The following is a 25,316-nucleotide window of genomic DNA, read 5'->3' on the forward strand; positions in this document are numbered from 1 at the left end:
CGCTTTGTTTATTGACTCTCCAGGCTCGCCAGTGCTCAGCAATTCTTCGCAACTTATTACTCGAAACAATCAATTGGTAAATGGGCACAAGGTACTTCTGCTCAACCATGAAGACGATTTGCTGGCCAAAGAGCTGCTGCACAATGCCAGCTCAGTCACCGCGCTGGCGCTGGATTTTCATCATTATCTGACGCTGGCACCACATCAGGGCGGCGCACTGAACACATTCTTTGGCCATTGTCTGCCTCAGGCGGAGACCTTTGATACCGTCATAGTGCACTTTCCCAAGGCCAAGTCACTGGCGCCCTATCTGTTTAACCTCGCGGCCAACTACCTCAGCCAGGGCGGACAACTGCTGGTAACCGGTGATAACAAAGGCGGCATTAAGTCGCTGCCTAAAATGTTGCCTGAGTATTTTGGCAGTTGCACCAAGCTGGACAATGCCCGCCATTGTCTGTTGTTTGCCGCAGAGCTGATCGACACAGCCCCGGCAATGGTGCTGCAGGATTGGGTCAGCAGCTATACCCTCAGCACGCCTCAGGGTGATATCAGTATCTGTAATCTGGTGGGAGTCTTCAGCGAGAAAAAGCTGGATATGGGCACAGAGCTACTGCTGCAGCATCTGCCATCATTGCATGGACGGGTGCTTGATTTCGGTTGTGGAGCCGGCGTCATCGCCGCCTGCCTGCTGAAGGCCAATCCCCAGCTGCAGCTTGAATGTGTAGACATTAACGCCATGGCACTGGCCTCCTGTGAGTTAACACTGGCAGCCAACAAGCTGCAGGCCAGAGTTTATGCCTCTGATGGCATGAGTCAGACTGAGGGCGCATTCGATGCCATTATCTCCAATCCACCATTTCATGACGGATTAACAGCCACCACAGATATTGCCCTGAGCTTCGTTCGTGACAGCCACCGCGCCCTGCAGCCAAAAGGCTGCTGGCAAATTGTGGCCAACCGTCATCTGCCCTACTCAGAGACCATTGCCAGCCACTTCGGCAAGGTAGATTGCGTGGCAGAAAACAACAAATTCAAGGTCTATCGCCAGTACAAATAGCACAGGTACAGCAACCCAACGCTAAATGCTATTGCAGGGCCAACGTTACGGTCGACGTTAAGTACACGTCGGCCGTTTTTGTTTTCCGCACGACAGCATAACAAGCAATGTGCCGTAAACCCGGTTTGATGCTTTTGCCACAAATTTGTACTGCTGCCATTTCAACCAGAAAATCCATTGATATACTTGGGAAAAAATTTGCAAGGGAAGCAAATGAATTCACCTGAGTTAATCAGTCTGAGCGCGGATAAGCGACAACTTATCCTGACCGGCGCCCCCATGGAACACTTTGGCCTTGCGACTGCAGACATCATGCAAGCCATCAAAGACGCTGGATTTGGTCACTATTGCCCACTGTCTCAACATCTTGAATATGTGACTCAGGAGTTGTCCCGGCGCCATGCCGCCGGCGATCACTCACACCTCAGCCATCCCATCGCCGAACGCCGGGATGCCATCCTGAAACTCGACATAAGTACCGATCTGATGCAGGTACAACTGCATATCACCAGCCCTTGGGGTGGTCGCAAAGCCTCCCTGCTCGACGTCCTCAAACAGCTGAAAACTCATCAGATCCGCAACGGTATTCTCAAAGGCAACATAGAACAATTGCTGAAACAGAGTGCACTTGCTGCGCCCGGCAGCGTGTTCCAGGGCATGATCGCCAGAGGGCGGCTTCCCCACCACGGCCGCGACGCCAAAAATATCCGCAAAGTTCCTCTGGCCCGGGAGCGCATGATGCAACCCAAAGAGCGCGATAATGGCACGGTTGATCTGCGGGATCTGGGCAAGCTGGCGTCGGTATCAAGTGGCGACATATTAATGGTTAAACGCCCACCCAGTGCAGGATTCAGTGGTTACAACGTCAGGGGAGAAGTGCTGCCCGCCCTGCCGGGAAAAGATATTGACCTCATTCCCGGTCCGGGCACCCGCCTGGACAATACAGATCCCGCCGTGCTGCTGGCCGATCGCGCCGGATTGCCGCAGGAAACACCTCACGGCATGCTGGTTGATGAAGTATTGCTGCTGCACGATGTTGATCCGGCCCACGGACATGTCGAATTCAAAGGCAGCGTGCTCATCCGTGGTGATATCAAGGAGGGGATGAAGGTCAGGGCCAGAGGAGATATCTGCGTACAGGGATTGGTGCAATCGGCACAACTCGAGTCCGGTGGCGATATCGTCATCAACCAGGGAGTGCTTGGACGTCAGCACCATGAAACCCACAGTCTCGCTGCCAGCCTGGTTGCCCGGGGACAAATCTGCGCGCCGTTCGTACAGTATGCCAACCTGAATGCCGGTGGCGATATCAATATTACCCGCCAGTTACTGCACAGTCAGGTAGTCAGTCAGGGCGATATTATGGTGTGCGATCGTTTCGGCAAACGCGGGGATATTGTCGGCGGCAGTATCCGCGCCAGCGCCATTAAAGTCGTCGCCCTGGGGGCTGATGCCAGCACCCGCACCCGGGTTGAATGTGATGACCACCGCGCTGATCTCAAGCAGCAAATCAAAGAACTGGAAGTGCAGAAGCAAACTCTGGTTGTCCGTAAAATCCGCCTGGAAAACCAGCTTCAGCAGAAAACCACTGCCAGTCAGGACAACGAGCGATTCCGGCAGATGAATAAAGATCTGCTGTTTACTGCCACCGAACTAAATCAACTGAGCAAACAACTGGATGAGCTGCTTCACCACCTTGAACACTACTATGAAATCCACAATGTTCAGGTGCGTCGCTGCCTGTTTCCGAATGTTGAAATTGTATTGGGCAAGGCCAGCCACAAGACTAATCGTATCCATGGCAATTGCACCGTAAAGGTACAGCATAAAGAAGTGATCTTTGACTATCAGAGCAAGCCCAACTTCGTCGCTCCGCGCTGATATCCAATTGAGCATGCGGGCTTTTGAATGACGGTCCGCATGTTATCATCCCCGCCAGCAACATTAAGATATTAGGGATAAACACATTTGGAACTGCTGAATATCGATTGTCTTGGACGCCCTCTCAGGCTTGAAGGGTCAATGGCAGGCTGGCAACAAGTCTTCTGGAACAACACACTGGTGTCACAGCAAAATGCGACCGGTAACAGCGATGGTCACAGTCAGCACAGTTTTACCCTGACGGGCCAGAATGCCAACGGTGAAGCTCAGGAAATTCTGATCACCCTGGATATCCACCTGCAATGGCAACCCTTTGTACTGGACTACCGGATAAGCGTCGACGGCGCCCCCCAGAGCAGTGGTCAGCGCACAACCAAAGATATTGAGCGTCAGACACCTCAGGTCGCGCCAGCTGTCCCGCAAAAGTTCAGTCTGGTGGGGCTGGCATCACTGGGATTCAAATTACTTAAAAGCGCCAAGGTAATTAAAGTGGTGCTGGCCGGTGCCAGCATTGCTGCTTATTCCTGGCTGTTCTCATTTCAGTTTGCGCTGGCGCTGATTGCCTGTCTGATGTTCCATGAGTATGGCCACATCCGGGCAATGAAATATTTTGGCATGAAGACCAAAGGCATTTACCTGATCCCTTTTATGGGAGGCCTGGCATTGTCTGACGAAAAGATAAACACCCGCTGGCAGGATGTGGTGATCTCCATTATGGGGCCAACATTCGGTCTGCTGATGTCACTCTTTTGCGTACTGCTGTACTGGCTGACCGGCGAGATCTTTTTTGCCGGTCTGGCCACGTTCAACGCCCTGTTGAACCTGTTTAATCTATTGCCTATTTTGCCACTGGACGGCGGCCATATTCTCAAGAGTATCAGCTTCTCCATGAACAGCCTCACCGGTCTGCTGACCTGCGTTGGTGGCGCAGCCATAGGCGTCTATGTCAGCTATACCTTTGGACTGGCATTGCTGGGATTCCTGCTGCTAATCGGCAGTCTTGAGATCATTTTTGAATGGCGCAGCCGTCATCAATCCCACCTGCTGCCACTGGACAGATATGGCCAGATATTCAGTACTGTCTGGTATCTGCTGACGGTCTGCGCACTGGTTGGCGTCATCTGGTACTTTGCCGGTATCGGCGACGACCTGCTTGGGTTACCGCTGAAAATTCTGCAAAGTTAATACGTTAAAGGGAGAGCCAAGGCTCTCCCTTTTTCCGACCGGAATAGCCCCGCGCCTCTATAGTCGCAGTTCGACATTCACAGCAATACCCCGGGAAATTCCAGGCAACAAACAAATTTCTTTTCAGAACACAGCGGGCAGCGGCATCAGCCGAATATCAGCAACATATACATCCCTCTTCACCATTCATGGGGTTCAGCGTAAACAGTCTTCTCTATTCGAGCCTGCCTGAAGACGTATCGCAAAACTGGCATTGGCGTCACTCACCCCGTCCCCAACTCTCTGCCAAGCTCACATCTTTTCCCAATACAAGGGGGTAGCATCGAAACATCCCGACAAATTTACATCGAAAAAATGAACAAAATTGATGTGTTAAGCCGTATCTCCGATGAGATGCGTGAAGCATTGAATGCCAATCCGCCTGCCACAACTCAAACTGATGAGTCAGATCCCCTCCGCCGGATGCGCGCAAACTACAATCTGGACAGACAGTTCTGGAATCAGGGCGGTCCGCAAATGCAACGCACCTTGAATGTATCTGTGCCATTTGGTGACCAGACCATTCAAACCCGCATTCACTATCCCAGCAGTGACAAGCCGTTACCCGGTATTTTCTATATTCACGGCGGAGGCTTTATTGTCGGCAACCTTGATACCCATGACAGAATTATGCGGCTCATGGCCGCCGAGTCAGGATGTGTCGTCATTGGCATTGATTACAGCCTGTCACCTGAAGCTAAATTTCCACAGGCCATCGAGGAATGTGTCTGCGTAACCCGTTACTTCCGGCAACATGCCAGTGACTATGGTCTGGATCCACAGCAAATGGCCTATGCAGGGGATTCCGCAGGAGCGCACCTGTGCCTTGCGAGCTTTCTCTGGCAAAGAGACAAGCAAATGGATGTCAGCTTCATCAAGGCGCTGCTGCTCTACTACGGCTTATATGGGCTGCAGGACTCCCGCAGCAGACGCCTCTATGGTGGTTGTTGGGATGGGCTGACCCGGGAAGATCTCAACTACTACGAACAAATGTACCTGGCCGCTCAGGACGCAGCTGAATCTCCATACTATTGCTTATTTAACAATGACCTGAGCAGTCATATGCCAGCCTGTTTTATCGCAGGCAGCGAATTTGATCCACTGCTTGATGACAGTAAAACCCTGCACAGCATGCTGCAGGCCAACAATCTTCCAAGCCAATATCAGGTTTATGAAGGCACGCTGCACGCATTTCTGCATTGCTCCAGAATTATGCCCATCGCCCATAAAGCGATTGCTGATGGGGCAAAGTACTTCCTTCATCAGCTGGAGCGAGCGTAAGTACCGGCTGGGCATTACCCGTAAACCATTGCTCAAACCGACTGGGGTAATTCACCGGGAGCCTGAAAAACCGCTCCCGGAGTACCGGTTTACACGAATACCGCCGATGCCGGCAGGGCGATGATTCAGGCCGGCTGTCTCAGGCGCTTTTTGCCCAAATCCTGACCTTATCCGATATACCGCAGGCAAGCGCACTCTTGTTGGTTTCAATCACCATCACTGACACCGCCAGAAACAGTGCATCTTTCAACAGAAAGAAATTGGTGATCAATACACCATCGGAAAATTTCCAGGTGTCAGGTGTTGTCGCCATAAAACTGATAGTTACCAAAAAGATAGCGCTCGCCGCAACGCCTGACGCCAGACCTGTCAAAGAATGTCTCAATCCCAGCAACAGGCCAAGCCCCACCACTATCTCAATCGTTCCAATCACATTGGAAACCTGTTGCACCGAAAGCAGATTGTAAATCCACGCCATCAATGGATGGTTCCGGATCAGAGGTTCAATCAGGCCTGCCTCGGTTGGCGTAAATTTATAGATTCCCAGCCAAATAAGCAGGACGGAGACACTGATAACGGCGAGAATATATCCCCGGCCAATCGTTTTGCTCATGGTACAACTCCTTGATATACCACTCCCTGTGAGTGTTGCTTAAATTGACCGTCCAGTTGTCCAATCCCATTCAGCAAATCCGACAATAATTCCTTGTTATGCTGATAGGTCGAGGCGACGACTTAAGGTCAGTAACAACCGGCACCGCAGCTTTTGCGTGCAACGCTTAGAGAGAGAAAACGAAAGGGAGCGGTGATTGCGTAAGTGACAGGCTCAGCAGGCATCTCAAGCTGTTTACGCCAGCTGGCTTATTTCAGACACAGCAAGCTTCCAGAGAGCAAGCCGTTATCGACGGGCATCTGCAGTTATCAGCAGCCCTTTATTGTCAGTGTTTTCACTGAATTTCAGACACAAAAAAACCGACTCAAAGGTCGGTTCTTATTCTCCTTAATCAAGGAGATGGTACCAGAGGTCGGACTCGAACCGACACGCTTTTAAGGGCGGGGGATTTTGAATCCCCTGTGTCTACCAATTTCACCACTCTGGCATCAAATTTTAATATCTTCAAAGGCATTTCCTCAGAAGATGCTGGGCATTATACCTGTGGTTTTACCTTTGACAAGCCCCGCATTCCCTATTTCATCAGCCAGCCCTGTCGATCGCACACTTTTCAGCCTGCAACTATGACCAAGGTCATTCACCACAAGCTTAAAAACAATTCAAGCAATTAGTTGATCATGATCATTAACATCTTTTAACAACCGTAATAGGCTGAAATCAAGTTGATAGAAACAAGGAGTTGGATATGGCCTTTTGGTTGGATTTAATGTTTGGTAATCCCATTGGACTGATGTCGATGATTGTTATCTTCAGCACCATTGGAATTATTTCCTATATCAGCTGGCTTTTTATCAGTAAGTCATCCTCTCCGGATGCATGAGTCAAACTCAGCAACTGACAGATAAACCGATGAAGCGCCAGATGCCGGCAGTAAGAAGTGGCAGAGACGGGAGTCGATGATAAGTGGCGAAGAGCGTCAGCACTGAAGTGATGTGTCTGCTTGTTGGTGCCATCTTACAAAAGCAAAAACCGGTTACCCAGGACCCAGTCAGGATGCCAAAAACCATCCTGACCACAGGCAACAGGTCGCTGGGTTAACGTAGCGGACATGAAGAATTTACCAGGCAACACCAACTGGGGCCCAGCATAAGCTCCCTTGTCCGCAGGAGCTCCTGCGCAACACGCCTGTCAATATGCTTGTTTGCCAATAATTGACATCAGCTTCATTGATAATCCGACGTCAACAATTCCCTGTCAGGCTGCATGCTTACGGGTTTGAGCCAGGTTATTGATGAACGAAGGTCTGGTTTTGAGCAGCGCCTGCATTTCTTCAGCCGTCGGCTGGCCCAGTGGTAATCTCAATATCTGACGATTGAGATATACCCGCGCCTTCATTGATATCTTGTAATCCGCAGTAGGACCATGAATTGCGTAGTGCTTTTCATTACCAAGACATTCCAGAATACCTGAGTTAAGCAAGCTTTTTACCGGCGTTTCATTCTGTGGCAAAGTCAAAATGGTGGCACCCTGTAAAAAAAACTCCCGCAGCAATGCCCGCTCAGACAAATCCAGCAAGTTGATTTTATGCTCGATGTTTTCAATCAGGCGTTTGTCACTCAGATAGCGGATCCCTTCATCCAGCAGTATGCCCAGCAAGCGGGAAGCAAAATAGGCAACACCTATGATCATTCCCAATCCGATAAAATGATTATTGGCAGCCACAAATCCCTGCAAACCTATAAGCATCAGAGTCTTCTGAGGCAAAAACAGCAGCGTCACACAACACACCACCAGCCAGATCATCAGGCTCATCGTCAGCTTTCGTGCATTTACGGCCGGCAATTCTGAGAAATTTGTCTTCAACATACAGGCATCCAACTGTCAGAAAATTGAACAAAACAACTCCGGCTAAGATTTCTGCAAATTCCGCACCAAATTTTTAGAGCAGTGCCTCAGGGATTGTGTATTTTACCCGGTGCCGTCATCGTTCCGGCACACAGCTCCCTTTGGCCCCTTTTCTCCATCCTTTTCAGTGAAAAGCACCTTTGCCTACTATGCTTTAAATATTAGGGTCAAGGGTGCAGGGCGCTATGTTGAATATCTTTGAACAACTGCTGCGACAACCGGATGCCAGACGACTGTATCAGTCGGTTCTGCTGGTAGTGGTTTTGTTGACGCTGTTGATCACCCTGTTACAGACAGGCCAACAGCATGCCGATTTGACGGCAGCACAAAATGCCCGCATTGAAAGAGCAGTAATGCAACGCCTGCCTATGCTGTTTGACAAACTATCAGCGGGTGAAGTCAACCTGCTGCCCGACCATATCAACAAATGGCTGGAGGAGTTGGCCCGCAGCGAGCAACTGCAGCATGCTTCCCTCACTCTGGGCAACAACCTGAGCTGGCAATATGGCGAACCCAGCTCAAACCCTGTGTTGTCACTCAGCCTTGGCGATTCAAAGACATTGCCCACTGCCATGTTGCAAATCCAGCCCAGTACCCGGGAGATACGCCATCAATTGTGGCAGGCGTTCTGGCGTCAGCTGACATTCAATACACTGCTCATCATGATGGCTGCCGCCGTTGGGCTACTGCTGTTCTGGCGAAAGATGGCAATGCAATCGAGTGCGGCGGAGCAAAACCGGCAGGAACGTTCCGCAACCCAGCGGCAGACTGATGCCCTCTCCGCCCAGATAGCATCACTGCAGCAATCACTGACTCAGGTACAGACCGAACGCGATGCTTTGCAGGCCAGAGAGCAGAAGTATCAGGCCAGTTTGTCACTCAAAGACAAAGAGCACTCCAAAGAGCTGGAACAATCCATGTTGTTGCTCAACCGGGCTCAGGAGCTGATGGTCGAGCAGGAAAAGATGGCCGCCCTTGGTGGACTGGTTTCAGGCCTGGCCCATGAGCTGAATACCCCTATCGGCGTTTGCCTGACAGCATCAACCATGGTGAAAAATGAATTACAGCAGTTACATCAACTCATTAACGGTGATGAGCCCACGCTGGATGAAATCAACAGCATCATCGCCGATACCCAGCAAAGCTGCGAGTTGGCCACTGGCAACATTATCAAAGCCAGTCAATTGGTACAGAAATTCAAAACCGTGGCAGTAGCGCAACCTCAGGACAAACCACAGGATCTGAACCTGCTCAATATTGTCGAAGATCTCTATGATTCGACCCGATTGATGTACAAGCCCAAAGAAGCACAGATTGAGCTGGATATCGCACCCAACCTGGAGATTGTCTGTAATCACAGCCTGCTGACACAAATCATAGGCAATCTGCTGACCAATGCCTTCTGCCATGGCTTTACTCAGGAAAAGGGCAACCGTTTGCTGGTCAGCGCAGATATTGAAGATGAGCAACTGAAAATTACAGTGGAAGACAATGGACCGGGGATCAGCAGTGATGTCGCCGAACACATGTTCGAGCCGTTCTACACCACCAGCCGCAATAAGGGGGCGACCGGACTTGGGTTAGCCGCTGCGTACAATGCCACCACCCAGCTGCAGGGCACTATCTGGTTCAATAAACATACCCAGCTGGGGGGCGCCGGATTTGTTGTGCAATTCCCCGTTCAGTATCGCTTTATTGGCGACATTGAACTCTATCAGTGTTGAATGACCACAAAAAAAGCGGAGTTCACAGGAACACCGCTTTTGATTCAGGCTCAATGCGCACTTTCATGCAAGCGAACAACATCAAAGACAACAGCAACAGAAATAACGGTAACAGAGGTCGTTGCGGCCGAAATTACTGTGCGTTTGCCTGCTCGGCAAGTTTCTTCAAAACCCGGCTGACCGCCGTAAAACCGAAAGTACCGGTCACCACAGTGACGGCCCCGAATCCGGATGCACAATCCATCCGCATCGTTCCACCGGCCTCAGGTTTGGCCGCGCATACCTGACCATCACTGGCGGGATAGGTCAATTGCTCGGTGGAAAATACCGCATCAATGCCAAAACGACGATCCACATTTTTAGAGAAATTGTATTCCCGGCGCAGCAGATTACGCACCTTGGCAAGTAATGGATCCTGATAGGTTCTGGCCAGATCTGCCACCTGTATCTGAGTCGGGTCAAGCTGCCCACCGGCGCCCCCCACAGTTACGATGCGGATTTTGTGGCGCTTGCACCAGGCAATCAGTGCCGCTTTGGGCTTTACGGCGTCAATACAGTCGACCACATAGTCCAGATCGCCTCCCAACTTTGGCGGAACAAAATAGTCACCCAGGTTATCCGTGGTAATGAAGTCTTCAATCAGCTCTACCCGGCATTCAGGGTTAATCGCCTGGATACGGGCGGCCATCACTTCCACCTTCGACTGGCCAATAGTATCTGTCAGCGCGTGGCTCTGCCGATTGGTATTGGTCACACAGATATCATCCAGGTCGATCAGGGTAATTCTGCCGACACCACTGCGGGCAAGTGCTTCAGCCACCCAGGTCCCGACGCCGCCAATCCCGACCACAGCCACATGAGCACCATGAAATCTCGCCAGTCCTTTAGTCCCATACAGGCGGCCAATGCCCCCAAATCGATTTAAATAAGCTTCAGACAACATACTCGGCGACCAAGCCCCCAGGATCGTGACAATAGGAAAGCCGCATATTTTACCCCAAAATGCCGGCTAAGGAAGCATCACGCCACTGCCCCTCCCCATATCAAGTTAGCGCGACACAGGCAAAACCAACAACATAGATCACAAAAGCGATTCGGCAGAAAGTGACACCAGGTCACACTAACTCACATTGACGAACAAAAAACCAGCAGTCAGCACACCCAACTAGTTCACCTTTTGCTGAAGTATCGGAAAGATTCCGGCTAAAACATTAACCAGCATTTACAAAATAAAAATTAACACACTGATTTTAATGAAATTAATAAAATTCCGCGCCACAACAATTGCAACATAAAAACAACACTCAGCATATTCTGCAAGTGCTTATATACCCACGTAAAAATCCCCAAAAGTATGACCAATGGCACAATTTTATGCGGCTAAACCTGCAAAAATTGGCTCCGAAGTTGTAACAGACTGGAAGTCTGTACTACGACGAGACCTGAATCAAAACAACCCAAACGGAAGTTTTAGGGAGCAATACGAATGAAGAAGAGTTTTATTTCTGCGTCCATCGCCTCTGTACTGGCTATGGCTTCTGCCTCTGCAATGGCTGCCGGCCCAGATTTCTACGGTCGCCTGGATCTGGCTGTAACCAACTCTGACCAGGGTTACACCACTCAGAACGGTAAAGACGGTACCATCTTTGAAAACAACTTCTCCCATCTGGGCGTGAAGGGCAGCGAAAAGATCGCTGAAGGCTTCGATGTGATTTACCAGATGGAATTTGGTGTTGATAACACTACCACTTCCGGTAAAACCTTCACCGCACGTAACACTTTCCTGGGTCTGAAAACCAACTTCGGTACTGCACTGGTAGGTCGTAACGACCACGTATTCAAGCAGTCTGAAGGTGGCTTTGACCTGTTCGGTAACACCAACGCTGATATTGACCGTCTGATCATTGGTCAGGAACGTGTTGCTGATGGCGTATGGTACTACTCTCCAAAGATTGCAGATCTGGTAACCCTGAACGCCACTTACCTGCTGAAAGACAATCAGAAGGACACTCAAGACCAACAGTACGCACTGAGCGCGACTCTGGGTGACAGCAAGCTGAAAGCCCACAACTTCTATGTAGCAGCAGCTTACATGGACGGTATTGCTGACGTACAGGCATACCGCGTACTGGGTCAGGTTAAACTGGCTGACTTCAAGATCGGTGGTCTGTTCCAGAACTCTGAAAACAACACCTACAGCAACATCGAAGGTAACTCTTACATCGTAAACCTGGCCTACAACCTGAATGGTGTGAACCTGAAGGCTGAGTACGGCATGGATGAATCAGGTCTGGGTAAATACTTCCAGAACGCTTCCGGTCTGGGTGATGAACTGGCCAAGGCTAACAGCACTGTTGCGACTCAGTTCAGCGACATCAACGTTGAAAACATCACCGTGGGTGCTGACTACCGCATCGCCAAGTCTACCCTGCTGTACGGTCACTATTCTATGTACAAAGGTGACTACAAGCTGGCTGGCGCCAAGCTGGATCTGAAAGACGACAACGTATTCACCGTGGGTGTGCGTTTCGATTTCTAATCTGAATAAGTTCAGATACTTAAAAGGCGCCTAACGGCGCCTTTTTGCTGTGGATTATCCACTAGAAATAACGGATAACCAAGGACGGATGTGGTACATCAGTCAATATCCTGAGTATTACGCACCAGACGGTAAACCGCCTCATTGAGCCAGGGCACCTGTTTTTTTACAAAGCGAGGATTGTCTGCCAGCACATCCCGACAACAGAGTTGTTCGATATCAAAATAAGGTGCCAGGTGCTGGTCAATCCAGCCTTCGCTGACCGCAAATGGAGGCCCCTGCAACGTTTCCTGCGGATAATCCAGCGTCACAAGCAAGCCTATTGCTCCCGGTTTCAACAACTGTGCCAGCTTCCTTGCATAACTGTCCCGCATCTCCTCCGGCCAGGCGATTAATGCGGCGCGATCATAAAAACCATCACAGGGTGTTGTCTGCTCAGGTTGCAGTGCGAAAAAATCTCCCTGATAAACAGTGATCTCCTCAAAACTGAACTTTTGATGCATGCCTGCTATTTCCAGACTGGCATCCAGCCCCTGCTCTTCAAAAAACTGACGCACCGCCAGCTCACTGAGCTCACACCCCATCACCCGATGGCCCTGCTCCGCCAGAAAGGTCATGTCCAGAGACTTACCGCACAGAGGCACAAAGACCTCAGCATCAGGCGATAATTGAAGGGAAGACCAGAACTCAGTCAACAGGGGGTTAACTGCGTCCAGATGAAAGCCGATTTGTTGGGATTGCCACTTGCTGTGCCAGAATGCTGCGTCCATCAGTATTTCCGAAATTGCTGTTGATGGACGCTACTTTACCGAATTTGTCAGGGGAAAAATATGGCGGGAAAATCATTCGCCCCGTAACACATCCTGCGCTTTACGCAGCCACAGACAGTTTTCACACTGACACTTGCGACGGCTGAGATGATAAGGCGTCAGGCTGGAGCGAATAAAGTCCTCAGCAATCAGCACTTGCTGGCGCAGTTCTTCAACAGACTTTTCCTCCAGCGAAACCAACTCATCGTTATGGTTCATCCACACACATTCCATGCCCTGATGACAGAACAGACACTGTTCATCCGTTGGGTTATAAAACCCGGCGTGTGGGCAATGGCGCAACTCCATGGACTGGATGATGCGTTTTCTGGCAAATTCATATAACTCTATCAGTTGTGTTTTCAACTGGGCTGACATAGGCCCTCCTGTCCGCGACACTGGCGCTCTAACTCAATCAGCTTACAAATGCAAGATAACCCACTGATGCGACTGGAAAACATGACTTACGTCAAAATGCCTGCCGAATCTGCTGCAAACTTGAGCAAGCGGGTTAAGCAGGGCCGCAATTGCAATTTGAACCCAAGGGGCCATACCTGTTTAAATGGATCCCCGGAATAACGGCTATTTTAATGGATTTAGCGGCGGGCAGTCTGTGATGAAAACTGCGACTCCTGCAGCACAAGGAGACTCAATTGCCCACCCCCGCATTGCAACAGTTCTATATTGCCGAAGAACAATCCATTTATTTGCTCAAAGCCGATGATGCCCGCAAGCACAAGGCATGGATCCGTTTGTGTAAACAGCAACTGAGCAAACTGGGGTATCAGGATATTGAACTGGCCGGCAAAGGTGCCTATGGCTTCGTTTTCGCAGGCATCAATCAACAGAGTGAATCCCACGTATTCAAGTTTTCCCGCATCACCCTGCCCCGCCATATTCAGGCCAGACTGGAAGATGAGGCCCACATCATCTCCCTGCTCAATCACCCGCATATTCCGCCCTTGATCAAATTTGAGATGGTCGGCAGACAGGGCATTCTGGTGATGCAAAGGGCACAGGGGCAGGATCTGGAACAACTGAGCCTGCAACAGGGGCCACTGACACCGGATGAAGTCATGGAGATCGCCAGGCAATTGGCCGATATTCTCATTTATCTCAGAGTGGGTACTCCTTTGGTACATGGCGACATCAAACCTTCCAATCTGATGTGGGACCAAGACAGCGGTACCCTGTCACTGATTGACTGGGGCTCAGCGGTATTTGCGCAGCGCGATGAGCACAATCAACCGGTAGCGGGCAATGTGATGAACCTGCTCAGTGGCGATCAGCAGCATACCAACGCCCGCATGGGCGATGTGTACTTTATCGGTGAAGAGCAACTGAGCGGCGGCCTGTCCAGCCCCAGGTTCGACGAGCAAGGCGTTGCCGGCACTCTGTATGCTCTGGCATCGGGCCTGCCCAGCCGCTTTGGCAGTCAGATTATTCCACCGACCAGTCTGGGACTGCCCAGAGAACTGGCCCGCATCCTGGAAGGCATGCTCAGTCAGGATGCCAGTGTCCGCAATCAGGCCGGTGACTACTTTCTTAAAGCCATGAGCCGTCCCCAGCGACTGCTGTTACCTCAATTGCAGCAACCAGAGTATCTGCCGCCAATCCCGGTCTGGACTCAGCAGCGTAACAAAGAGGTAGATACGGTCAGCTACAGCTCACGCAAATCCTTTCTGCGGGAACACCAGTCCGATGAACCAATCACCCGGATTGATGACTTCCAGCTGGATAAGTATTACCGCAACTTTATGGCTGGAATGGGTGACACGGAAAAGGGCTTCCTGGCGGCGCTTGGCAGGCTGGGACATTACCCCATCATGGGTGGACTGGCACTGCACTGGCAGGACCGGGCCCTGTATGTGGATTCCAATCTGGCGCTCTATGATCCGGCGCTGAAACAGACCTTCTCCAAAGTGGTGGGCAATATGATCACCCTGGCCCGGGGCATCCATAAACAGGGCACTTTCAAGGCCTGTTTCTTCAATGCCAGAGATACCCTGCACATTACCCGTGAAGATGAATCCAGGCCCTTTGTTGCCGGTGAAAACCAACAGCTGCCATTTGAAGTCAATGATGTGCCATTACAGGAAGATAAATCCAGGCTGCACTCTTACTTTGAAGATGGCCGGGATCCGGATGAGAATCTGGAATTGCCGGCCGAAATCATGACCGAGCTGGGCACCCTCAATCAGATCCACCACACCGGCTGCATTATCTTTGAAGTGCTGCCGACTCATATGAAGATCCACAGTTACTTCAAATTGCTCAACCCCAGACGTCAGGCGGCGTTTCGTGCCTGCCTGGATCGCATCCTCAACCATGTGGGAAAAATTCAGGGATACGGCGTGTCAGGTTTTATGAAACTGCCCTACAAAAACACCCGGAAATTTGATTATCTGGAAGCGTTGCCGGAAAAATTCTACCCCAAAGACCCCAGAAACCCGCAGCAATAGCCAAGTCCTCTGAAACAACCGCCACAGGTTATGACCGCCTGAATAAAAACGGCCCGGACAACATCCGGGCCTGAAGCATTATTTCTGCCGCGCAGAATGGGGAATTAATCGTCCTTGCGGGAACGCTCGTCCCCGGGTTGCCACTCACCTTTCAATCCCCGGTCTTCATCCTGCTTGCGCTCAAAATCCCCTTCGAAGGTATTGCCGTCGTGACGGTCAAAGGGATCGCGGCCAAACGGACTTTGACCATTGAAGGCTCCGGGCCCGAAGCCGCCCTGCATACCATTGAACTGCCCGGGCGTAACCATACGTAACTGGGCTCGTTTGAGAATAAAGCGGGCGATGGGTCCCCGGGTGAAAGGGGTCAGCAACAGCAAGCCGATAAAATCAGTCACAAACCCCGGGATCACCAGCATAATCCCGGCCATGGCCAGCATCATGCCTTCAATCACTTCCTGCCCGGGAGACTCACCACGGGCCAGCTTCTGCTGCGCCTGCATCAGGGTGCTCAATCCCTGACTACGTACCAGTGACGCGCCGACCAGCGCGGTAAACAAACACAAACCTATGGTGGTCCAGGTTCCCAGTACTTCGCCCACACGGATCAGCACGGACAGTTCCACCACCGGAACCAACACAAAAATCAAAAACAAAAATAAGAACATGCTGACCTCAAAATTGCATTTCAATGAAAACTAAATGGGGATTAACCTGTCTACTTTCAAGTCACAGGCAATATACTCTCCTGCCGGATGACACAGGCCATTGAACTGACTCACTGTTTTGCCTGCTACTGATGCAAGATGCAGATAAAACACGTACAGTTGGGCCAACCAAACTAACCCGGTTTGCTTAAACCAGCTTTAATCTTAAGCGAGACTTAAGGACTGACTGATGCAATACGACAGTGACTACCTGTTGGTGATGACTACCTGCCCTTCACTGGCGGTGGCCAAACAACTGGCCAATATGGTGGTTGACGGGCAACTGGCCGCCTGTGTGCAGATATCAGGCCCCATCACCTCCTGTTATGTCTGGCAGGATAAGGTTTGTGAGGATCAGGAGTTCAGCCTGCACATTAAATGTCTGGCGTCCTGCTATCAGGCGCTTGAACAAGCTTTGACGGCACAGCACCCCTACGAGGTACCACAGATTATTGCGGTTCCCATCATCCGGGGACTTCCCGCTTATTTGGAATGGATAAAAGAAAACAGCCAATCATGAAACGATTATTTGCCGTATTCCTTACCGCATTGACCCTGCTGTCCCCTCTGGCACACAGCGAAGGTATTTTTGACAACAAAAAATTCGACTTCCTGGGCAATAAAGAACCTGAACTGATGCCGGTTGATCAAGCCTTTGTGTTTGATCTGAAACAGGAGGGCAATCAGCTGAAGGTGAACTTTGTGATTGCCGACGGTTACTACATGTACCGCGACAAACTGAAGTTTTCCGTCAACAATGCGCAGCTCGGTGAAGTGCTGCTGCCTGCCGGCAAACCGCATCATGACGAATACTTCGGCGAGCAGGAGGTGTATTACACCTATGTGGACATCCCGGCGGCCCTGAAACAGGCCGGCGCCGATGCCAGTTTCTCCGTGACCTTCATGGGCTGTGCCGAAGGCAAACTCTGCTATCCACCGACCACCCGCACTCAATCCATTCAGCCGGTAACCGAAAATGCCGGTGAAGTGGTGATCAGTGAAGCCGCCAAAGATATCCGTGCTGCCGCGCAGGCGGTCAATACAGTCAATGCTGCAACATCTCAGCCAGAAGCAGTCAGCGAGCAGGACAGCCTGAGCCAGATGCTCAGCGGCGACAACCTGGCGCTGACTCTGCTTATTTTCTTCGGTCTGGGACTGGGTCTGGCTCTGACCCCCTGTGTATTCCCCATGTATCCGATCCTGTCCGGCATCATAGTCGGACAACAGCAGAAATTATCCACCGCCAAAGCCTTTACCCTGTCTATGGCCTATGTGCAGGGCATGGCGATCACATACTCAGTTGTCGGTCTGGTGGTGGCTTCTGCCGGTATGAAATATCAGGCAGCACTGCAACACCCGGCGGTGTTGATTGTCCTGGCACTGCTGTTTGCACTGCTCAGTCTGTCGATGTTTGGTCTGTATGACATTCGGCTGCCATCCAGGTGGCAGGAAAAGCTCAACAACGCCTCCAACAATCAGAAAGGCGGCAATCTGACCGGTGTGTTCATCATGGGGGTCATCTCAGGTCTGGTGGCTTCTCCCTGTACCACTGCGCCGCTGTCCGGTGTGCTGATCTATATCGCCCAGAGCGGCGACTTGTTGCTGGGCTTCCTGGCTCTGTATGTGCTGTCGATGGGAATGGGCCTGCCGCTGCTGCTGCTGGGTACCTCTGGCGGTAAACTGCTGCCGCGCGCCGGTCAGTGGATGGAAGTGATTAAAACCGTATTTGGCTTCCTGCTGCTGGCGGTATCAGTGGTTATGATAAGCCGCATCTGGCCAGGCCTGACAACAGACATACTCTGGTCTGTCTGGGGTATCTGCCTCACCGGCTACCTGATGCACCAGAACAAACTGACTGAGTTCAACTGGAAGCAAACCGTACGCTCGGTATTGCTGATCCTGATGCTGCTGGGCAGCTTCTCTTTCGGCTTCCAGTCGGTGATGCACGCACTGGGCTTTCAGCCGGTCGGTATGACAACGCAACAGGGGCAACACAGTGAATTCATCAAGATCAAATCGCTGGATGATTTGAATGCGCAGCTCGCCAAAGCCCGCGAGACAGGTAAGCCGGTGATGCTGGATCTGTACGCCGACTGGTGTGTCGCCTGTAAGGAATTTGAAAACATCACCTTCAAATCGCCGCTGGTTCAGGAACGTTTCGCCGATATGGTGCTGCTCAAGGCCGATGTCACCAAGACTGATGCCACCGATGTGGCACTGCTTGAACACTTCAACGTGCTGGGACTGCCAACCCTGCTGATGTTTGATGCCCAGGGCGAACAAATTCCGGCATTGACGGTAACCGGTTTTATGGGACCGGATGACTTTGCCGCGCATCTGGATAAGCTGGTGAAATAATCACAGGCAAAAGGGAGCGAATATCGCTCCCTTTTTTCTCCGCTGGCATCCGCCCCTACCGCATTCCCTCTCACATTTCGCAAACAAAATCCATTAATTGAATCTCAAAGCTTGAGTTTTCTTATACAATATCCGCATTTACAAAAGCTTATCCCGAGATTACTAATATCCCGACAGCAAGGCCATGAAGGCCGTGCCGGGGCCGGAAAGCATCGCGCATCATTGATTTACCCAGAAGGACAGCTATGGAACCTGCGATCCTCGTCATTACGCTCGCCTGCGGCCTGTTGGTCAGCCGGGTGGGGCTGCCTCCGCTGATCGGCTACCTGGTTGCCGGTTTTGTGCTTTTTATGTTCGGCATCGAAGAATCCAGCCTGCCACTGCTTGAACAGCTGGCCAACCTCGGGGTGACCCTGCTGCTGTTTGCCATTGGCCTGAAACTGGATCTTCGCAGCCTGTTCAAGGCCGAAGTGTGGGCCGGTGCCGGTATTCACCTGATGGGATCGATGCTGTTCTTTGTGCCGCTGCTCAAATTGCTTGGCATTCTGGGACTGTCGCAATTAACCGGCCTGGGCTGGGAGCAGCTGAGTCTGCTGGCGTTTGCTCTGGGCTTCTCCAGCACGGTATTTGCCGTCAAAGTGCTGGAAGACAAAGGCGATATGCAAACCCTGTACGGCCGGGTCGCCATTGGTATTCTGATTATGCAGGATATCTTTGCGGTCGCCTTTCTCACCATTTCCAAAGGCGATATACCCAGCATCTGGGCGCTGGCGCTGCTGCTGTTACCACTGGCAAAACCATTGATTTACAAAGCCTTCGATCGGGTTGGTCACGGCGAACTGCTGGTGTTGTTCGGACTGGTGATGGCCCTGGTGGTCGGTGCCTGGCTGTTTGAAGCCGTCGGCCTCAAGCCGGATCTGGGGGCGCTCATCATAGGTATTTTGCTGGCAGGTCACCCTAAATCCTCTGAGCTGGCCAAGTCACTGTTTTACTTTAAAGAGCTCTTTCTGGTCGCGTTCTTCCTCACCATTGGCCTCAATGGTTTGCCGACACTGGAAGATGTGGCGCTGGCCGGTATTCTGGTCGCCGTCATCCCGTTGAAAATTGCCCTGTTCTTCTACCTGCTGACCCGGTTTAAACTGCGCTCCCGCACCGCCATGCTGGCGTCCTTCAGCCTGGGTAACTACAGTGAGTTCGGCTTGATTGTGGCTGCCGTCGCCGCCCACAAAGGCTGGCTGCCACCCCAGTGGCTCATCATTATAGCCGTGGCCCTCAGCATCAGTTTCCTGCTGGCCGCCCCACTGAATAATGCCGTGGGCGCCCTGTATCAGAAGTTTAATGCCCGCCTGCGCCAGATGGAGCGCTATCCGCTGCATCCGGAAGATCGCCCCATCGCTATCGGCAATCCCAGATTTATGATCATAGGTATGGGGCGGATCGGCGCCGGTGCCTACGATGAACTGCGAGCCAAGTTTGGTGATGAGATCCTGGGCATAGAACACAAACGGGAACTGGTCAGTCATCACCTGAACTATGGCCGCAGTGTGGTACAGGGCGATGCCGCCGATATCGATTTCTGGGAAAAGCTGGACAATGCCGACGGGCTGGAGCTGGTGCTGCTGGCGATGCCGCATCATGGCGGTAATCTGTTTGCGGTTGAACAACTGCGTAAGCGAGGTTACAGCGGCAAGATCAGCGCTATCGTGCAATACAGCGAAGATATTCCATCGCTCAAAGAAGCCGGTGCCCACAGTGTATATAACCTGTACGAAGCAGCCGGCGCCGGTTTTGTCGAACATGTCACTTCAGAGCTGCTGTTCTTCAGCCAGCAAGCAGAAGCGGAAAGAGAAGCCAAAACTGTTATTTAGCATTCAGTTACGTTAGGGTGATGGGCGTTTATTCATCGTAAGGATACGTCCATGGCCCCGTTCCATCTTCGCCCGGCTATACCCGCGCTGTTTGTTTGCCTGCTGGCCCCTGTGGCTCAGGCAGACGGATTGGATATTTTTCTCTACCCGTTGAGTTTTGCCGACAATCAATGGCAAGTGGGTACGCCAATCCCGTTGACCGACAGGCCAGGTTATGATTCCCAGCCGGCATTTACAGCCGACAGCAAAGCCCTGTTGTTCAGCTCTGATCGCAGTGGTCGCTATACAGATATCTATCAAATTGATCTGGCTGACAAACGTGTCAGCCAACTGACCCGGACACCGGATGAAGGGGAGTTTTCTCCCACGCCCCTGCCAGGGACCGACGGCATTCGCTATGTGGTTGAACAGGGAATACCGCATCAAAGTGTCTGGCAGCAACAAGCGCAGCAGCCAAGAAGCCGCGCCATCAACAGCTATATTCCCACCGGTTACTATGCAAGCCATCCACAACTGGGCACGTTACTGTGGGCCAGATATGGCTACAACCTGTACTTTGAACCCACAGGCGAGCAGGCCGATGAGGGACACTTTGTGGCCGCCGGTGTTGGCCGCAGTCTGCACGCCATCCCCAACGCCCCGGCCTTCAGCTTTATTCATAAACGCCACGACGGCCAACTATGGGTTACTCGCTTTGAGCCGCACAGCGGTAGCCAGAGTCAGGTGATTGCACTGTCCCCGGGCAGTGAAGATATCAGCTGGAGCAGCAATGGCTGGATATTTCACACCGCCGCCCAGGGGCTGATGGCATACAAATACAACCCCGATATCCCGACAGGTTTACGCCAATGGCAGCAGATTATGCCTTTGAATGCCCCGGCTGACGGATATCAGGCCCCCAACCGACTGGCCATCAGTCCGGACGACCGCTGGCTGGCGATTGTCTGGCAACGCTCTTCCAGGCCAGACGAGTAAAGACGGTATATTTTACCGTGAGAAACGCCTGATACCACTTTTTACGCTAACATGTTATAAAAACGTAACGAATCTCACTTCTGCATAGTGAGTTTGTTTCAGTCACTTTATTGCATGGCAGCGACGGCAGGATGAACCGGGCGGAAGAATTTGTCAGTCAACTCTTCTCAGAGACTTTCAACAAGGAGCCGAAACGCCTGTTTCGGGCGCCGGGACGGGTCAATTTACTGGGTGACTACAGTGACTGCTATGACGGCCTGACCATTTGCTGCGCGGTCAATGTCTATACCTTACTGGCCGTTGCCCCCCGTGAGGATGGAAAGTTCAGAGCCATCTTCCACCATTCAGCCGTCAAAGGTGAAGGTCACCAGCCCGGACAGATCTATGAGTGGTATGCCGGTGCCGAAGGTCCGCCCCTGACCGATGCCGACAGTCTGAATTACCTGAAAGGTATCACCAGCGAGCTGGTGCGCTCGGGACTGATCCTGACAGGACTGGATCTGGCGGTGGTCAGCACAATCCCCAAAGATACCGGTCTTGGTTCCACCGCTGCGCTGCAAACAGGCTTCGGCACCGCGCTGAGTTTGTGCTGCAATCAGCAACTGACGCCAATGGCCGTCGCTCAGCTGGCACAGCGCGGCGAAAACCTCTACCTGTCACACACCTGCGGCGTTGTCAGCCAAATGAATTGTGCCCTTGCCATGGCAGACTGCGCCATGATGATCGACAGTCTGGATATGGACTGTCAGCCTATCCCCATGCCAGATGCGCTGGCACTGGTAGTGATCAAGCCGGGCAATGTCGAAGCCAAAACCGAAGCCAGGCGTCAGGCCAGACTCGCCAATTGCCGGGCATTTGCAGAGCACTTTGGCGTCAGTTCGCTGCGCAGCCTCAGCCAGCCACAACTCGCCGGGGAAGACCGGCAAAACTGCAGCCGCTTCTTCGATGAGGTGGAACATCTGCTGGGGGAAAACAACCGCGCTCACCAGTTAGTGGGGGCCCTAAGACGGGGCGATTGCCACACCATCAGTGCGCTGCTGACCGATTCCCATCATTCTCTGGTCCAGGCACTGCATCCGGATAACGATCAGGCGCTGGCAGTCTGTGACTTTCTGCATCAATATCTGGCCCACCGCGGTGGCGCCAGAATGACTGAAGATCAAACGGTAGTCGCGCTCATCCCCAAAACAGAAGTGGCTGATGTACTGCTGCAACTGCAAACCCGTTTCAGCCAGTGCGACAGCTACCTGTGTGAGTTGACCTGCGCCGCCGGTGCCATTTCCCCATAAAAAACGGCAACCCTGTGGTTGCCGCTGTATCTGTAGCACTGTTGCCGACGCCGGCCAATAAGCTGATATCAATGCAGTCGCCTGGTGCCAGACGACTGAACTTCTTCAACCCAGCCGCGGTGACGTCTGATTAATCGTCTTCAAAGTCGTCGTCAGACCAATCGTCGCCGAAATCTTCGTCGAAATCGTCATCGTCGGCTTCGGCCTCAGCTTTAGCCTTTTTCGGTGCCGGAGCATTTTCACCAAGTTCATCCACCTTGGGACGTTTACCCAGGAACTCCGCTCTCACCCGCTTCCAATCCGCACTGAACGCAGATTCTGCAGCTTTAATGGCGGCCTCATCCAGCTCATGTAAATTGGGTCGTACGATCTCTTCCACGTATTCCACAATGGCTTTGCGGTCGGTGTTGTAGAGATAAATTCTGCCAGAAGAGGCATCAGGTAACTGGTTGTCATGGATAACGACTGTGTTGCCTCTGGAGGTTCTCAGTTCACCAATCCAAACCTGTTTTTTCGCCGTGTTGTACATATATGCCAATACCCTTAAATCAACATATAAACTCAAAAATTCATCTGCGTGGCAGCACTGCGTGACTGCCGTTCATGCCCGTTGGGAACCGGGGTCAATTAGCCCGGTATTTTTACAGAAAGTTTTCAAGAATCAATGACCCGGATATGAAAAATTGCTCATTGAAAGCGAAAAGCTCATTCCGTCGTCACAGATCCCACCATGACCGATAAGTTCCGGTCATCACCGCGTTGAAAATCACCCGTTTGAAGACTTGTTTACACCTTCATTAGGAATGTAGACCAAATTTTTTGACTGGCAAATTTTTTTCTCGCGAGTTTCAAACTTTAACAAAATGCATAAGAAACAAGCGGAAAGCCCGATACAGTAAGGGATCCGACTAACTGGCATTATTGGTACCAGCTTTAATATCGGCTGTCCAGAGGGAATTTTGTCTAACGTCGGCGGGCATAAAAAACGGGGATGTGAAATCACATCCCCGTCAACAATTTCAGCTTATCTCTGGCTGGATATCAGGCCTTGCGGATAACCACGCGAACCCTGGGGCCCTGCTGCTCCACTTCCAGCACTTCATGACCATGACGTTTGGCATCGGTGGGAATGTTGTTGATGGACTGCAGGCAGTCAGTCACGACTTCCAGAGTTTCACCGGATTGCATTGTTTTCAACGCATCCAGGGTGGCGACCACAGGATAGGGGCAAGGCTCGCCCCACACTTCCAGTTGGAAATCCACTTCACCCACAACTTGATTTGCTGATTCAACCATTTCATTTCTCCTGACGCTGGCGGGCGAAGAAACGCTTCTCCCACCACAAAATTGCCAACAACGACAGACCCAGCAGCGCGAAGGTCATACCCAGTCCGCCCCAGGGTCCCAAACTTTCCAGTAAATTCACTTTTGGCCAGCTGGTCGCCAATGGCGTTGCCACCATATCCCACATGGCGGCCAGTCCCAGTGCACCCAGAATGGTGCCAAGGCCCACCCACCAGAAGTGCACCTGACCTTCCATTGCACGGTACATCCAGCCGGTTTCACAGCCGCCAGCCAGTACGATGCCGATACCGAACAGCACACCGCCAATCACCACATTGGGACCAGCCCACATCACTTTTTGTGCCATGCCCAGTTCGATATAGCTGAAAGTAGCCAGCGCGCTGACCGCCATCCCCAGCACAATCGCAATGGCCATCTGGGTGCGACCGGTGATCCACATATCGCGAAACGCCGAGGTAAAGCAGATTTGCGCGCGCTCAATCAACAGGCCAAAGCCCATACCAAACAGCAGTGCTATGCCCAGTTTGGGTGAGTCCAGCAAGGTCACCACGCCCCAAATCGCCAGCAGACCGAAAAGCACCATGCCCAGACGGAAACGCTTGCTGGCCTGGTTTTCATCCTGAGCGATATTGCGCTTGGCACCGCCCTTGGTCAGCTTCAGCGGCACCCGGAACATGGGCAGCAGCGTCAGCTTGGCGCCCACATAAGTGCCCACCGCGGTTGCCAGCGCAAAAATCCAGGCATGCAGCGAGAACTGAGGGATCCCGGTGAAAAAAGCCGCCAGGTTACAACCCATGGCCAAACGCGCACCAAAGCCCGCCAGCGCACCGCCAATCACGGCCTGAGCGATACGACGTTTATGCTGCGGCAGACGAATACTCACATTGTTGGCCCACAAGGCTGCCGCCAGCGCACCACCGAACATACCGATCAGCATCATGCCACCGGCTCTGTCCAGCGGAGTTCCCTTCAACCCAATAATCTGGAAATAGGTCCAGTTTTCAGGATGGGCACCAAACAGCTGGGCCAGATGACCGCCCCAGCGGGTAAATTCACCGGTCACGGCCCACAGACCACCGGTCAAACCGAAAAAAATGGCCGACAGAACACCGGCTGCGATAACCGCAGGCACAGGTGACCAAAAACGGACCAGATAGGCTTGCTTGAATGCTTGCCAACTCACGACATTTTCCCCCATTGAAAATGCAAGCGACGATGCCGGGCGCAGAACAGACTTGATTGCAGTCTCCTCACCACAGTGTCAATCACTTTGAAAAACGAAAGCGGCGGATAATACCTCACCCGGGGATCCGTCGATACGT

22 protein-coding genes and 1 tRNA gene are annotated in these 25,316 nt (G+C 52.0%); 13 read left to right on the forward strand and 10 right to left on the reverse strand.

Annotated elements, in window-relative coordinates; translation table 11 throughout:
- The first annotated feature begins 31 nt into the window (after positions 1 to 31).
- From ACRRUX_RS06130 to aes, 4 genes are all read left to right on the forward strand, one after another.
- Positions 32 to 1,057, forward strand: coding sequence for a methyltransferase (locus ACRRUX_RS06130; RefSeq protein WP_432528245.1), 1,026 nt, complete (start codon positions 32 to 34; stop codon positions 1,055 to 1,057).
- A gap of 213 nt (positions 1,058 to 1,270) precedes the next feature.
- A complete protein-coding gene (locus ACRRUX_RS06135) occupies positions 1,271 to 2,938 on the forward strand; it encodes a FapA family protein (protein ID WP_432528247.1) in 1,668 nt (555 codons plus the stop codon).
- Positions 2,939 to 3,025: 87 nt separating this feature from the next.
- A complete protein-coding gene (locus ACRRUX_RS06140; RefSeq protein WP_432528249.1) occupies positions 3,026 to 4,123 on the forward strand; it encodes a site-2 protease family protein in 1,098 nt (365 codons plus the stop codon).
- Between the two features lie 354 nt (positions 4,124 to 4,477).
- Positions 4,478 to 5,443, forward strand: coding sequence for an acetyl esterase (gene aes / locus ACRRUX_RS06145; protein ID WP_432528251.1), 966 nt, complete (start codon positions 4,478 to 4,480; stop codon positions 5,441 to 5,443).
- A 139-nt stretch (positions 5,444 to 5,582) separates the two neighbouring features.
- On the opposite strand, the gene ACRRUX_RS06150 is transcribed toward aes, so the two are convergent.
- Both ACRRUX_RS06150 and ACRRUX_RS06155 read right to left on the reverse strand, forming a co-directional pair.
- Positions 5,583 to 6,056 carry a DUF417 family protein gene (locus ACRRUX_RS06150; protein WP_432528253.1) on the reverse strand — a complete coding sequence of 158 codons (474 nt, stop codon included), beginning with the start codon at positions 6,054 to 6,056 and terminating at the stop codon, positions 5,583 to 5,585.
- Between the two features lie 400 nt (positions 6,057 to 6,456).
- Positions 6,457 to 6,543, reverse strand: a tRNA-Leu gene (locus tag ACRRUX_RS06155).
- A gap of 258 nt (positions 6,544 to 6,801) precedes the next feature.
- Here ACRRUX_RS06155 and ACRRUX_RS06160 point away from each other — a divergent pair.
- Positions 6,802 to 6,936, forward strand: coding sequence for a DUF3149 domain-containing protein (locus tag ACRRUX_RS06160; protein ID WP_432528255.1), 135 nt, complete (start codon positions 6,802 to 6,804; stop codon positions 6,934 to 6,936).
- A gap of 374 nt (positions 6,937 to 7,310) precedes the next feature.
- On the opposite strand, the gene ACRRUX_RS06165 is transcribed toward ACRRUX_RS06160, so the two are convergent.
- On the reverse strand, positions 7,311 to 7,922 hold the full coding sequence (locus ACRRUX_RS06165) for a superinfection exclusion B family protein (protein ID WP_432528257.1): 612 nt from the start codon (positions 7,920 to 7,922) through the stop codon (positions 7,311 to 7,313).
- 224 nt (positions 7,923 to 8,146) lie between these two features.
- Here ACRRUX_RS06165 and ACRRUX_RS06170 point away from each other — a divergent pair, with 224 nt between their 5' ends.
- A complete protein-coding gene (locus ACRRUX_RS06170; RefSeq protein WP_432528259.1) occupies positions 8,147 to 9,685 on the forward strand; it encodes a sensor histidine kinase in 1,539 nt (512 codons plus the stop codon).
- Positions 9,686 to 9,818: 133 nt separating this feature from the next.
- On the opposite strand, the gene tcdA is transcribed toward ACRRUX_RS06170, so the two are convergent.
- Positions 9,819 to 10,625: a tRNA cyclic N6-threonylcarbamoyladenosine(37) synthase TcdA gene (gene tcdA, locus ACRRUX_RS06175; RefSeq protein WP_432528324.1), complete on the reverse strand. Its 807-nt coding sequence runs from the start codon at positions 10,623 to 10,625 to the stop codon at positions 9,819 to 9,821.
- 546 nt (positions 10,626 to 11,171) lie between these two features.
- Between tcdA and ACRRUX_RS06180 the strand changes: the two genes are divergently transcribed.
- Positions 11,172 to 12,224, forward strand: a complete 1,053-nt coding sequence (locus ACRRUX_RS06180) for a porin (RefSeq protein ID WP_432528261.1) — start codon at positions 11,172 to 11,174, stop codon at positions 12,222 to 12,224.
- A gap of 98 nt (positions 12,225 to 12,322) precedes the next feature.
- Here ACRRUX_RS06180 and ACRRUX_RS06185 read toward each other — a convergent pair whose 3' ends face one another.
- Both ACRRUX_RS06185 and ACRRUX_RS06190 read right to left on the reverse strand, forming a co-directional pair.
- Complete coding sequence (locus tag ACRRUX_RS06185; RefSeq protein WP_432528263.1) at positions 12,323 to 12,994, reverse strand: thiopurine S-methyltransferase; 672 nt, start codon at positions 12,992 to 12,994, stop codon at positions 12,323 to 12,325.
- Positions 12,995 to 13,066: 72 nt separating this feature from the next.
- Entirely contained in the window at positions 13,067 to 13,411 is a 345-nt protein-coding gene (locus ACRRUX_RS06190) for a hypothetical protein (protein WP_432528265.1), read from the reverse strand.
- Between the two features lie 275 nt (positions 13,412 to 13,686).
- On the opposite strand from ACRRUX_RS06190, the gene ACRRUX_RS06195 reads away from it, so the two are divergent.
- Positions 13,687 to 15,495 carry a protein kinase domain-containing protein gene (locus ACRRUX_RS06195; RefSeq protein ID WP_432528267.1) on the forward strand — a complete coding sequence of 603 codons (1,809 nt, stop codon included), beginning with the start codon at positions 13,687 to 13,689 and terminating at the stop codon, positions 15,493 to 15,495.
- 104 nt (positions 15,496 to 15,599) lie between these two features.
- Here the strand turns inward: ACRRUX_RS06195 and ACRRUX_RS06200 are convergent, their stop codons facing one another.
- Entirely contained in the window at positions 15,600 to 16,160 is a 561-nt protein-coding gene (locus ACRRUX_RS06200; RefSeq protein WP_432528269.1) for an FxsA family protein, read from the reverse strand.
- Positions 16,161 to 16,389: 229 nt separating this feature from the next.
- Here ACRRUX_RS06200 and cutA point away from each other — a divergent pair, with 229 nt between their 5' ends.
- From cutA to ACRRUX_RS06225, 5 genes are all read left to right on the forward strand, one after another.
- Positions 16,390 to 16,719 carry a divalent-cation tolerance protein CutA gene (gene cutA / locus ACRRUX_RS06205; RefSeq protein ID WP_432528271.1) on the forward strand — a complete coding sequence of 110 codons (330 nt, stop codon included), beginning with the start codon at positions 16,390 to 16,392 and terminating at the stop codon, positions 16,717 to 16,719.
- Positions 16,716 to 18,557 carry a protein-disulfide reductase DsbD gene (locus ACRRUX_RS06210; protein ID WP_432528273.1) on the forward strand — a complete coding sequence of 614 codons (1,842 nt, stop codon included), beginning with the start codon at positions 16,716 to 16,718 and terminating at the stop codon, positions 18,555 to 18,557. Before cutA ends, ACRRUX_RS06210 begins: the two co-directional genes overlap by 4 nt.
- 245 nt (positions 18,558 to 18,802) lie before the next feature.
- Positions 18,803 to 20,425, forward strand: coding sequence for a cation:proton antiporter (locus tag ACRRUX_RS06215; RefSeq protein ID WP_432528275.1), 1,623 nt, complete (start codon positions 18,803 to 18,805; stop codon positions 20,423 to 20,425).
- A gap of 51 nt (positions 20,426 to 20,476) precedes the next feature.
- Positions 20,477 to 21,400 (forward strand): TolB family protein, encoded by a 924-nt coding sequence (locus ACRRUX_RS06220; RefSeq protein ID WP_432528277.1) that lies wholly within the window; start codon positions 20,477 to 20,479, stop codon positions 21,398 to 21,400.
- Between the two features lie 131 nt (positions 21,401 to 21,531).
- Positions 21,532 to 22,689, forward strand: coding sequence for a galactokinase (locus ACRRUX_RS06225; RefSeq protein ID WP_432528279.1), 1,158 nt, complete (start codon positions 21,532 to 21,534; stop codon positions 22,687 to 22,689).
- 130 nt (positions 22,690 to 22,819) lie between these two features.
- Here the strand turns inward: ACRRUX_RS06225 and ACRRUX_RS06230 are convergent, their stop codons facing one another.
- The 3 genes from ACRRUX_RS06230 to yedE all read right to left on the reverse strand — a co-directional run bounded on the left by ACRRUX_RS06230 (position 22,820) and on the right by yedE (position 25,177).
- Entirely contained in the window at positions 22,820 to 23,218 is a 399-nt protein-coding gene (locus ACRRUX_RS06230) for a hypothetical protein (RefSeq protein ID WP_432528326.1), read from the reverse strand.
- 512 nt (positions 23,219 to 23,730) lie between these two features.
- Positions 23,731 to 23,985, reverse strand: a complete 255-nt coding sequence (gene yedF / locus ACRRUX_RS06235; RefSeq protein ID WP_432528281.1) for a sulfurtransferase-like selenium metabolism protein YedF — start codon at positions 23,983 to 23,985, stop codon at positions 23,731 to 23,733.
- Between the two features lies 1 nt (position 23,986).
- Positions 23,987 to 25,177: a selenium metabolism membrane protein YedE/FdhT gene (yedE, locus tag ACRRUX_RS06240; protein WP_432528283.1), complete on the reverse strand. Its 1,191-nt coding sequence runs from the start codon at positions 25,175 to 25,177 to the stop codon at positions 23,987 to 23,989.
- Between the last annotated feature and the right edge of the window lie 139 nt (positions 25,178 to 25,316).

It is taken from the genome of Shewanella sp. GXUN23E, from assembly GCF_050865035.1.
Classification (GTDB): Bacteria; Pseudomonadota; Gammaproteobacteria; order Enterobacterales; family Shewanellaceae; genus Shewanella.

Bases quoted from the DNA above. Each gene is read 5' to 3' on its own strand.
- ACRRUX_RS06135 (WP_432528247.1), top strand. From the start codon at position 1,271: ATGAATTCACCTGAGTTAATCAGTCTGAGCGCGGATAAGCGACAACTT.
- aes (WP_432528251.1), top strand. From the start codon at position 4,478: ATGAACAAAATTGATGTGTTAAGCCGTATCTCCGATGAGATGCGTGAA.
- ACRRUX_RS06150 (WP_432528253.1), bottom strand. From the start codon at position 6,056: ATGAGCAAAACGATTGGCCGGGGATATATTCTCGCCGTTATCAGTGTC.
- ACRRUX_RS06160 (WP_432528255.1), top strand. From the start codon at position 6,802: ATGGCCTTTTGGTTGGATTTAATGTTTGGTAATCCCATTGGACTGATG.
- ACRRUX_RS06165 (WP_432528257.1), bottom strand. From the start codon at position 7,922: ATGTTGAAGACAAATTTCTCAGAATTGCCGGCCGTAAATGCACGAAAG.
- ACRRUX_RS06170 (WP_432528259.1), top strand. From the start codon at position 8,147: ATGTTGAATATCTTTGAACAACTGCTGCGACAACCGGATGCCAGACGA.
- ACRRUX_RS06180 (WP_432528261.1), top strand. From the start codon at position 11,172: ATGAAGAAGAGTTTTATTTCTGCGTCCATCGCCTCTGTACTGGCTATG.
- ACRRUX_RS06185 (WP_432528263.1), bottom strand. From the start codon at position 12,994: ATGGACGCAGCATTCTGGCACAGCAAGTGGCAATCCCAACAAATCGGC.
- ACRRUX_RS06190 (WP_432528265.1), bottom strand. From the start codon at position 13,411: ATGTCAGCCCAGTTGAAAACACAACTGATAGAGTTATATGAATTTGCC.
- ACRRUX_RS06200 (WP_432528269.1), bottom strand. From the start codon at position 16,160: ATGTTCTTATTTTTGTTTTTGATTTTTGTGTTGGTTCCGGTGGTGGAA.
- cutA (WP_432528271.1), top strand. From the start codon at position 16,390: ATGCAATACGACAGTGACTACCTGTTGGTGATGACTACCTGCCCTTCA.
- ACRRUX_RS06210 (WP_432528273.1), top strand. From the start codon at position 16,716: ATGAAACGATTATTTGCCGTATTCCTTACCGCATTGACCCTGCTGTCC.
- ACRRUX_RS06215 (WP_432528275.1), top strand. From the start codon at position 18,803: ATGGAACCTGCGATCCTCGTCATTACGCTCGCCTGCGGCCTGTTGGTC.
- ACRRUX_RS06220 (WP_432528277.1), top strand. From the start codon at position 20,477: ATGGCCCCGTTCCATCTTCGCCCGGCTATACCCGCGCTGTTTGTTTGC.
- ACRRUX_RS06225 (WP_432528279.1), top strand. From the start codon at position 21,532: ATGAACCGGGCGGAAGAATTTGTCAGTCAACTCTTCTCAGAGACTTTC.
- ACRRUX_RS06230 (WP_432528326.1), bottom strand. From the start codon at position 23,218: ATGTACAACACGGCGAAAAAACAGGTTTGGATTGGTGAACTGAGAACC.
- yedF (WP_432528281.1), bottom strand. From the start codon at position 23,985: ATGGTTGAATCAGCAAATCAAGTTGTGGGTGAAGTGGATTTCCAACTG.